The sequence below is a fragment of the Arthrobacter sp. H20 genome, from assembly GCF_000520515.1.
Taxonomy (GTDB): Bacteria; Actinomycetota; Actinomycetes; order Actinomycetales; family Micrococcaceae; genus Arthrobacter_D.
In genome coordinates this window covers 1-8869 of record NZ_AZRY01000221.1, presented here as the reverse complement: position 1 = coordinate 8869, position 8869 = coordinate 1, and the positions used below count along the sequence as shown (strand labels likewise).

Genomic DNA, 8869 nt, shown 5'->3' with positions numbered 1-8869 from the left:
GCAGCGCAGGAAGCCTTCATCGACTCTGTCCATTATGCTGGCCATACGGGGATCTCCCTGTCCTGGCTCACCCAGAACCAGAGGCCCTGGGTGAAGGTCCGGCAGCTGAACCAGCTCGGTGCCCGTGAACTGTGTACCGAGATCATCCAGATCGAAGACATCCGCCGCTACTTCATTGACCTGGACCAGACCCAAAGGCGCTCCGAGCAAGGGCGCAGCCTCAACCCGTTCAACCCGGTGACCATGTAGCTGGCCTCATCAATGCCAGCTACATGGTCCGGTCCAGCCGAAAGATCGTCGATGAACTGAAAGCCCGTCGTGAAAGCCTCGACCTCACCGAAAGCGGGCTAGCGAAGCGCATCGGGGTGGACTCCTCCGAGATCGAACTTCTTGAGGCGCACAAGGCCTCAACGGACCTCATCCTCCTGACCGCCTACGCCGTGGGAGTTGGCGCCAAGTTCAACCTCGAGCGGGTAGCCGATCCAGAGTCAGGCAATCAAGGAGAACTCGTCCAGTGAGCGACCCGTCAGCCCCGGCAAGGGAGTCCCAGCAGTTCGGTGACGAGGTATCCGGCGCCATCAGGCAGAGCCAGACTGAGAACGCGCGACTGTGGCGGGAGAACGAGGAAGTCATGCGAGTTGTCGACGGTGTTGAACCCGCCATGCACGTCCACGGGAAGCTACAGAACCCCCGCCGAAAGCAATGCGACAATTCAGGTCAGGCTTCATGAGCGCTGGAAGGACTGCTATGGCTGTCAGTTTCCCATCTCGACCGCTGCAAGGATCCTCTGTTGGGTTCGCGGTGCTCCTGGGCGCATCTGTCGGAGCCATGGTCGGGGGCCTAAGCATAATCATCGGCATCGGGGAGCCCCGTGACGTAGTGGTCGATGCCGAGGGAATGTATGGGCTGGCAGTCTTCGCTGGGGTGTTCGGGGCGGCTATTGGGGCCATAGCTGGTTTGCTCGTAGGTCTCGCCCTTTGGAAGCTCGATCACCTCCTTATCACCAAGTTTGGCTACCTCGCTCGCTCAACGATTGAATGCTGCCTGGTTACCTCCGCGACCGGCCTAGCGTCGGCCGCCGCTTTTACCGGCCTCGCTGGTGGAACGGTTGCTCTTATGGGCACGGTCGGGGCTGGACTGGCTTTGGTCGTATCAGCCGGATACTTCACTCTGCGCTGCCTATCTGTTCCGGTATCTGAGCGGTGAGACTTATTTGGTGCCCCGTACACATGAGGGTTAAGCGATAAACCAACCGCCGGTGAGGACCGGCAGGACTGAGGGTGCTGCGGAACGCAGGCCGCTAGACCCCTCGGGCTGCCGCTCGGATCTTCGATTCGAGACGGCATCCGAGTGTCTGGACAGAGTCCTGGCTTTGCCAGGATTCTGTGTTCGACTCCGGACAGCCCACTCTGGAACGGCGTATGCCGGGCAGGATGTGTAGGACCGACCAGCGCGAGTCGGCACCACTCAACACCACCCGGCTGTTTGCGCCGTTGAACCTGAAGAGTAAGCGCACGGATCCTAGGAAAGACGTGCGATAGGGCTAGGGAATTCCAGCTTCGGCTGACCAGAACCGAGGACCGTAGCTCAATGGAAGAGCGGGGAGTAAACCCGAGATGCAAGCATCGGAGCTTGCCGGTCCACGCTGAGCCGGATTCACTGTCCCGGCTCGCTGGCAAAGGGAGTAGCTCTCCTAAATAAATGGCGCCAGTACAGCTCAAGACAGATGACGTGCGGTGGCCCGCCCCGGCAGGGGAGTGGGCTCAAACTCCTCACGTAAAAGGAATGGCTGCGGGTAAGGCGTCCGGTTGACGCCCGGCATCGGAAGGTGCTGCCTGGTATTTGCTGCCGCATTTCCTGGGGGTCGGGTTCAAGTCCCGACACCCGCACGGATGAACGGCCGGGGCAGGGCAATCTACCTGCCGCACACATGGTCCTCAGTAATCCATCTACTGAGGAGAACCCATGAAAGAAATCGACCTGAAACTCGTCGACGCACCGGACACGATTGCCGCCATCGAAGCAGCCGAAGCCGAGCTGGAAGCGACTTACGCCAAGGCGCAGCAGCTCGTTGAACGGATCGGAACCGGTCTGGCCTACGGCGTCCGCCGGGCGTTCAGTGGTGCAGCAACGGAAATTATCATCGATCTGCGGAACCACGAAGGGGGAGCTTACGCTGACGCGCTCAGTGCTGGAGGCCACAATGGTCACCTTTTGGTAGACCGAAATCTCAGCCTGAGGCCATGTGTAGACATCTGCGCTGACTTCACTGCTTTGTCCCAGATTTTCCAGGCACGATTATGCTCAAAAGGCTTACCTGACTGGCTCAGGAACACGTGCTCACCTGTCGTCTGAGATGCCCTAATCAACTCAACCACGGACTCTCCAGCTCGGGTCGCCACGTGGATGGTCCGGCGAGACTTCTTTGTCTTCGGGGGGCCAATTACAGGCTGGTTCGACTCCGTCCGACTCCAAGCACACACAATCCGCACACTGAACTGTCCGTTTCGGTCGGTGGAGAAGTCTCTTGCGTGGAGGGCTGTCGCCTCCGAGAACCGGACCCCAGTGGCTAAAAGGAAATCAAAGAGCGGACGGTGCTCCCGGGGAATGTGCGACTGCAACAGGGACCATTCGTCGCTTGTGAGGAACGACATCGCGGGCCCTTGTGTCGCTGGATCGTGTACCCATTAGCATTTGTTCTCAGCTCGATATGATCTTCCACCATCTTGGTGACCGTATACGCACCCATGAAGTGCTTCTGCGCACTTGATAGAGCCAACGAGGCATCGAGGTCGTGAGCCTCCAAAACGGTCAGCATGAACTCTGCATCTTTAGCCTCGTCAAAGCGTTGGGTCTTGCGCTTGCCGGTCTTTTTGTCGACCCAGCGCAGTAGGTGTGCAGTGGTGCCGTCTTTACGCGATCGTCTTTCGATGTTGGCCATAGTGTTTACTATGCGTCCACATCGCCGACGGCCGTGGGAAATATTGGCGCCGCATGGTCGAAAACAGGGCCCGCGTGGTCGAGGGCATAAAAAAACCCCGGAAATCCGGGGTTTTTCTAGTGCGCGGAGGGGGACTTGAACCCCCTTCGCGGCGTGTCGTTCTAGCCAAGAACCCCGGAAACTCGCGGAATTTGCTACCCATAGAACCCCCTTATAACGTCTAAAACCACGTCGTTCGACCACGCCGACCACGCGAAAACGGGTCGAAAAGGAATGTCGGACAGCCGTGGTGGGATTACGTGCATAGAAGTACCTGACGGATAACTAAGTGTCCGCGGTGACAGAAGGATGACGCGATGGCAGAGTCGCAGCTACAAACTGAATTTATGAGCCCCAAAGAGGTCGCTGTGCGACTCGGTATCTCTGAGCGTTCAGTCCGTGAAAAGGTCTACCAGGGCGTCTGGCCACATCTGCGTTTCGATAAGAGGACGGTGCGCTTCTCCCAAGAGAACCTCGATGAGATTATCTCCATGGCCTATCGCTCAGGATCTTTGACTCCGCAACCCGCGGTCGAAATGGACGAAGGTGCCGCGCTAGCGATGCTGCTGCAAAGCCGCAAGACCGGGTAGCGGTTCCCACATTCTCCGGAAACGAAAATATCCCCCGACGAGAGTCTTCGTCAGGGGATATTTTGTGCTGAGGCTAGCCTGCTTCAGCCCCGGACGGCGCGTCGATGTCCTTGATGCATTCGTGTGACAGGGTTCCGCGCTTGAAATGCAGTTCACGTTCGATCGGCATGACGTAGTTGCCCTGGACCGCCTCGATCTCCGGCAGATGGAGGCATCCCCATTCGCCGCCATAACCAATATCGGCATAACCCCATGAGTTCTGATTTTCGGGGTCATACTAAGCGACGTACCAGTCAAAGCAGCCCTGGAGGTAGTGAGACTGCATTTTGATCTCCTACAGGGGTGTCTCTTCGTTGGTACCAATGGCAGGCCGCTTGCCCATCTCGTGGATGCCTGGGTAGGAGTTGTGGCCGCGGCGGCGCCGCTGGGTCTTGGCTGGGCGGGGGAGTGGGGCGTCGGCGGCAGGTTCGAGCGGCGAATAGTCGATCGCGGGGGCCTCGAGCTGGAGGTCAGGCTCCCCGTGAGAGGTGGCGGAAAACTGACCACCGACGGGGATGCCTTTGGGCTGGCGTGCTGGGTTCTCGGTCATGCTTTCTGGTGTGCGGCAGTAGGGCTCAGTGAGCAGACCAGGCCAGGGACTCACGGGTCTATCGCCACCGGGGTCAGGCACGTAGGGTCAGACGATGAGGGAAAACACGACACCACTGGCATCCGTATTCTTCAAAATGGTGCTCGCCGGTGGACTCATGGGCACTGCGATTCTGCTCGTGTTCGCCGTAGCTGGTTGGTTCAATCCGTCTCCACTGGGGGTCACGGTTCTCAGCTGGGCACCAGTGTTTGGATTCTTCATGGGCCTGGTTGTGGCAGCTTCGGCGGCAGCACCGGCGATCGGATTGCATGCGTTGGCAGCTGCCAAAGCTCCCCGGTTTCGAATTGTCGCGGCGGCCTTCGGTGGTGCCGCCGGTCCCGTGGCAGCGGTCAGCATATTCTTGGGGGCGTCCCCAGCTGAGGCCCCCGTGTCGGTGATCTACTGGGCTCTGTTACTACCCACCGCTTCCCTTGCAGCTGTCTTCTTCACAAAGCCGCTCCGAGAGCCAGCACCTCGCGGGGCAGCCCTCAGCGGCACTCGGCTCTAAGCAGTCACCGCGCTAATCCCAGGTGCTTTTCAGGACGAGCCCGCCGATGCCCTCATCTTCGACGAGAGCCAGCTCTTCGGCTGACATTCTCGCGGTGGTCATCACCTGACTGACGGTCTGCCCGTCAAGTACAGCACCACCGAGGACCAGCTTGCTGATCGCCTCGTTCAGGGGATGGAGCTGACGTGTGCCGTTGAGGACAGTGACGAAAACCCTGGCACCGTTCAGGCGCAGGCCCTTCTTGTGTTCTTCCCAGCCGTCGGCGTCGCGGTAGTCCTCCATGTAGCGGACCCGCAGCGCCTCCATTTCGATGGCCTTGGAGTCCCGCTGGATCCGGTCCAGGTAGGTCCTGACCATTTCGCGCTTCTTCTTCAGCGCACCGTTGTGGATGTCGACGAGGTCGCAGAATGCCAGGAGCTTGGCCAGCTCGGCCGGGTACTCGCGCACCACCCGCGGGTCATGGGCTTGCCCGTCCCAGATGCGTCCCCAGGGTCGGCTGGTCGCGTCCCGGTCCTTGAAGGATTCGGTGTACCACCGGCTCTCTACTGTGACTGTCACGCCGTCCTCGTTGCGGGAGCGGGTTCTGACGGCGCCGGGGGAGTCCTTGGCCCAGCCTGACGTGAACTTGAGGTAGCACCGTTCCATGTCCTCGTCCGTGGCCTTGGCGAGCTGTTCTTCGGCCAGTTCGGGGGAGTGGACCCAGACGACGACGATGCGCTTGGCTTCCGTATCGAAGGTGACACCAATGATGGACGCTTCGGGGAGGAGGGTGCGCGGCTCGTTCAGGTAGCGCCGGTACCCGGTCGTGTGGCAGAGATCCAGCACCCGGGACTCCAGGGCTTCGACCAGGGTGTCCACCTCGTCGTCGGTGAGGAACTCGCGCGGATTCGTCGACGTCTCCCACTTCGCCCAGGCATCGGCTGTGTAGAGGGGCGTGGTCTTGACCGCCCGGGTGCCCGGCAGGGTCCAATCGGTTCCGGCGCTGACCTTTCCGGTCTTGGAGATCGAGTATTCGACCGTCCAGACGTCCTCGCGGAAACCCTGAATCTTGCCGTACTTGAGTTGCTGGCGGCTGAACGCCAGATAGGTGCCGCTGGGCCGCCGGCCGACGAACAACAGGTCATCGCCGACAAGGGCTTTCATCGCCGAGACAGCGGCCGCATCCCGGTCAGTGTTGACGTTGGCTTTGCCAGCGTGACGGATCGTGAACTCTTTGATGATCGCGGCAGCAGCCTTGGCTTCGGCGGCAGGGTCTTCACCCTTGACCAGTGGGCGGTGCCATTTGTTGCCGAGCTTCCACCAGTCGACGACCTCACGGATCCCCGTCTCCGCGTCAGCAGCAGCGATCTGCAGGTCACCAGCCACCTGGGCTGCCAAATAGACGATGAACGGGGCCTCGGCGGCCTGTTCGCGCTCCTTGATGCGGATAGCCTGCTTCAGCAGCGGGAAAGCGTCCGAGTAGGCGTGGCGTTCGGTCCGGGCCTCCAGATAGCCGCGCATGGTGGGAATGTCGACCAGGTCGATGGGGATGAGGAACCGGTCGTGCGCGTAAATGTAGGCCGAGGCGCGCGTTTTAGCGGGCCCGTATTCGTGGCCGGACCAAACGTTATCCTTGCGCACGTATTTGAAAATGAACCGGTCACCTTCGCGGCGCTCGACCTGATGGATCACATCGGAGGAAGGGAAGGAGACGTCCTTGGGCTTGATCCGGGCGTTGTACTTGTGGCCGCGCCAGTGCTCGCGGGTGTCGCCGCGGAAATCATCATGACCGAACCCTCCGATGAACCGCATCCCGGGATGCTCCAGGACCCGCGGCGACGCCTGGGCTTGGGATCGATTTCTAACCCGAGCACCCACCCGGGTTGGAAAGCCCACTCCTCGTCGGCGGTCGCCGCGGCGTCGTGGCCGATAGAGAGCTGGACAGAGTCTCCGATTACGTAGGCGATGTCGCCTTCTTCGTCCCAGATCTGGTCGAGTCCCAACAAATCGGAGTAGAACCGGCGGGAGGCCGCGACGTCATTGCTGCGGGTGTAGAGGAAGAATGCGCACGTCGACATTCGGAAAGTTTACGCGTACTGAATGTTCGGATGAGGGGCCCAATTGGTTGCACCTTGCTCAACTGGGTACACGGCCGATAATGATGATTTGCGAAATTCGCTCGTCGATACCGCAACCCGAAAGATGTTCGGATGACGGCTAGGAGCCAGCCATGGGGGTTGTTAGAGCACCCATGGGGCTCCGGGGCCTTGCTGCGCGGCGACGTCTTGGGGGTTGAGCATGGCGCAGGTTGTCATGGAGAGGCATCCGCAGCCGATGCAGTCATCAAGGGATTTCCGGAGTGTGTTTAGTTCCTCGATCCGGGCGTCTACCCGTGCTTTCCATGGTTCGCTGATCCTGCTCCAGTCCACCGGTGTTGGCGCTTTGTCAGTGGGTAGCCCTTCGAGGGTTTGGCCGATTTCGGCGAGAGTCAGTCCGACGTTCCGGGCAGCAGCGATGAAAGCTAAGCGCCGTAGCACGCTGCGGTCGAAGACGCGTTGGGTTCCCTTCCTCCCTACGCTGTGGACGAGGCCGAGTTCTTCGTAGTGGCGGATGGCTGAGACGGCGAAGCCTGACCGGGCGGCGACTTTACCGATCCCCAGGTGGGAGTGAGCTGCTGCGGGCATGGAGTAAACCTATGTTGAGGTTTGCCTTGCGCTCAAGTGCACTTGAGCGCATACCCTTTGGCCTATGGGGTTTACATTCGGCACTAGATTCTCTGATGGCCGATGAACCGTCTGTTCAATCGCCGGTTCGCTGGGCTTCTTGGCGGTGTCACGGCAGCTAATCTGGCCGATGGGGTGGTGTTGCTGGCCTTCCCTTTGACTGCCGTCAGCCTTGGCGCCAGTGCCTGGCAGGTCGCTGTGATTACAGCGTGCATGAAGTTGCCGTGGTTGTTCTTGGGCTTGTTCGTTGGGGTCTTCACTGACCGGTGCAACCGTCTCACGATCGCGACAGCGGCGGCGTTCACACGGCTGTTCATCCTTGCCGCCCTCACGGTGATCATGATCGTAGGGCCGAACCTTTGGACACTGGTAGTCGGCGCCCTCGTCTTGGGTGCGTGCGAAGTTTTCTATGACACCGCTACACAGACACTCACACCCGCTGTCGTCCACCGCGATGATCTGGTCAGGGCCAACAGCTATATCTGGTCGGCGCAATCCGTTTCCAATGAGTTCATCGGCCCGCCCCTGGGCGGATTGTTGGTTGCGTTAGCGTTATGGGCGCCGTTCGCTGCTGGCAGCGCAGCCTACATCTGCGTCGCTTTAGTGATGGTTTATCTGGCACGGACCATTCATCAGGATGCCCCGACGAGGCCTAGGGAGCAGCGAGCGTTTCAGAACGGGATCCGCTTCGTCTTCAGCAACCCGTTCCTGCGTAGACTCACCGTCTACCTCGGCGCCATCTACATTGTGTTCGGGGCGTGGATGGGATTGTTCGTCTTCTACCTGTTGAACGAGAGCGAGATGGGGCTGTCCACTGCTGGTGTTGGCCTGCTGATGGGGGTCTCGGCGATCGGTGGGGTCGTCGGCAGCCAGATTACTAGCTCCCTCGTCCGATGGGTGGGGGAGTACATCGTCCTGGCGCTGGGCGCTGTGGGGTGGGCACTGTTCATGATCGCTGTACTCGTATCCACTAATTTTTGGGTCGTTGCGGGGCTCATGGCTCTCGGTTCGACAATGGGGACCGCGATGGGTGTTGCCAGTTTCGCGTTGCGTCAGCTCACGACACGCAGTGGACTGCTCGGTCGTGTGGGTTCGGTCTTCAGGCTCGTTACGTGGGGTTCCATTCCGGTAGGAAACCTCATCGGTGGGGCCCTCTCGACTTGGTTAGGCGTTAGCCCCACAATGTGGGGAGCGACCTCGATTATGTTTTTCCTGGTCGTTGTGTCGGTGCTGGTATTCCGGGGTAGAGGCGCACCGCCGGCCACGTCGGCGGGTCCCTGTCTGTCAGCATTGGGTGAGACACCGCCACTTTTCCCACTGACTCCTTAAGGGCGAGATTTGGAAACCGATTCCCTGTGAGCACCGCACTTGCTTCCCCCACCACCAACACCGATGGTGGAGCCATGTCCGATCTCGAAAAACCCAGGGCAGAAAGGCCCCTCCGCCGCTCCTTCACCCCAG

Annotated in this window: 12 protein-coding genes and 1 pseudogene; 8 read left to right on the top strand and 5 right to left on the bottom strand. The window is 60.2% G+C overall.

All coding sequences use genetic code 11. The features are described from left to right. The 5 genes from Y703_RS22285 to Y703_RS22830 form a co-directional block, all read left to right on the top strand. Positions 1-249, top strand: a 249-nt coding sequence (locus Y703_RS22285; RefSeq protein WP_035763429.1) for a hypothetical protein, incomplete at its 5' end; no start/stop codon positions are given. 23 nt (positions 250-272) lie between these two features. Further along, on the top strand, positions 273-518 hold the full coding sequence (locus Y703_RS0101925; protein WP_026551377.1) for a helix-turn-helix domain-containing protein: 246 nt from the start codon (positions 273-275) through the stop codon (positions 516-518). Continuing rightward, a complete protein-coding gene (locus Y703_RS0101920) occupies positions 515-730 on the top strand; it encodes a hypothetical protein (RefSeq protein WP_026551376.1) in 216 nt (71 codons plus the stop codon). Before Y703_RS0101925 ends, Y703_RS0101920 begins: the two co-directional genes overlap by 4 nt. A 17-nt stretch (positions 731-747) precedes the next feature. Then, on the top strand, positions 748-1206 hold the full coding sequence (locus Y703_RS0101915; protein WP_026551375.1) for a hypothetical protein: 459 nt from the start codon (positions 748-750) through the stop codon (positions 1204-1206). A 759-nt stretch (positions 1207-1965) separates the two neighbouring features. Then, positions 1966-2355, top strand: a complete 390-nt coding sequence (locus tag Y703_RS22830; protein ID WP_026551374.1) for a hypothetical protein — start codon at positions 1966-1968, stop codon at positions 2353-2355. Between the two features lie 214 nt (positions 2356-2569). Here the strand turns inward: Y703_RS22830 and Y703_RS22280 are convergent, their stop codons facing one another. Next, on the bottom strand, positions 2570-2941 hold the full coding sequence (locus Y703_RS22280; RefSeq protein WP_026551373.1) for a hypothetical protein: 372 nt from the start codon (positions 2939-2941) through the stop codon (positions 2570-2572). A 386-nt stretch (positions 2942-3327) separates the two neighbouring features. On the opposite strand from Y703_RS22280, the gene Y703_RS0101900 reads away from it, so the two are divergent. Further along, positions 3328-3570: a helix-turn-helix domain-containing protein gene (locus Y703_RS0101900; protein WP_162148852.1), complete on the top strand. Its 243-nt coding sequence runs from the start codon at positions 3328-3330 to the stop codon at positions 3568-3570. 73 nt (positions 3571-3643) lie between these two features. Here the strand turns inward: Y703_RS0101900 and Y703_RS23260 are convergent. Beyond that, a pseudogene (locus Y703_RS23260) lies at positions 3644-3832 on the bottom strand (DUF2958 domain-containing protein); the annotation flags it as partial. Between the two features lie 72 nt (positions 3833-3904). Continuing rightward, positions 3905-4159: a hypothetical protein gene (locus Y703_RS0101890; protein ID WP_026551371.1), complete on the bottom strand. Its 255-nt coding sequence runs from the start codon at positions 4157-4159 to the stop codon at positions 3905-3907. Between the two features lie 94 nt (positions 4160-4253). Between Y703_RS0101890 and Y703_RS0101885 the strand changes: the two genes are divergently transcribed. Continuing rightward, positions 4254-4706, top strand: coding sequence for a hypothetical protein (locus Y703_RS0101885; protein WP_155849370.1), 453 nt, complete (start codon positions 4254-4256; stop codon positions 4704-4706). Between the two features lie 12 nt (positions 4707-4718). Here Y703_RS0101885 and Y703_RS0101880 read toward each other — a convergent pair whose 3' ends face one another. Both Y703_RS0101880 and soxR read right to left on the bottom strand, forming a co-directional pair. Next, the gene (locus tag Y703_RS0101880) at positions 4719-6497 is read right to left on the bottom strand and encodes a hypothetical protein (RefSeq protein WP_026551369.1); all 1779 of its coding nucleotides are present in this window, start codon (positions 6495-6497) and stop codon (positions 4719-4721) included. Between the two features lie 428 nt (positions 6498-6925). Continuing rightward, positions 6926-7369: a redox-sensitive transcriptional activator SoxR gene (gene soxR, locus Y703_RS0101875; RefSeq protein ID WP_026551368.1), complete on the bottom strand. Its 444-nt coding sequence runs from the start codon at positions 7367-7369 to the stop codon at positions 6926-6928. A gap of 102 nt (positions 7370-7471) precedes the next feature. On the opposite strand from soxR, the gene Y703_RS0101870 reads away from it, so the two are divergent. Beyond that, positions 7472-8737: an MFS transporter gene (locus Y703_RS0101870; protein WP_026551367.1), complete on the top strand. Its 1266-nt coding sequence runs from the start codon at positions 7472-7474 to the stop codon at positions 8735-8737. Positions 8738-8869 lie beyond the last annotated feature (132 nt).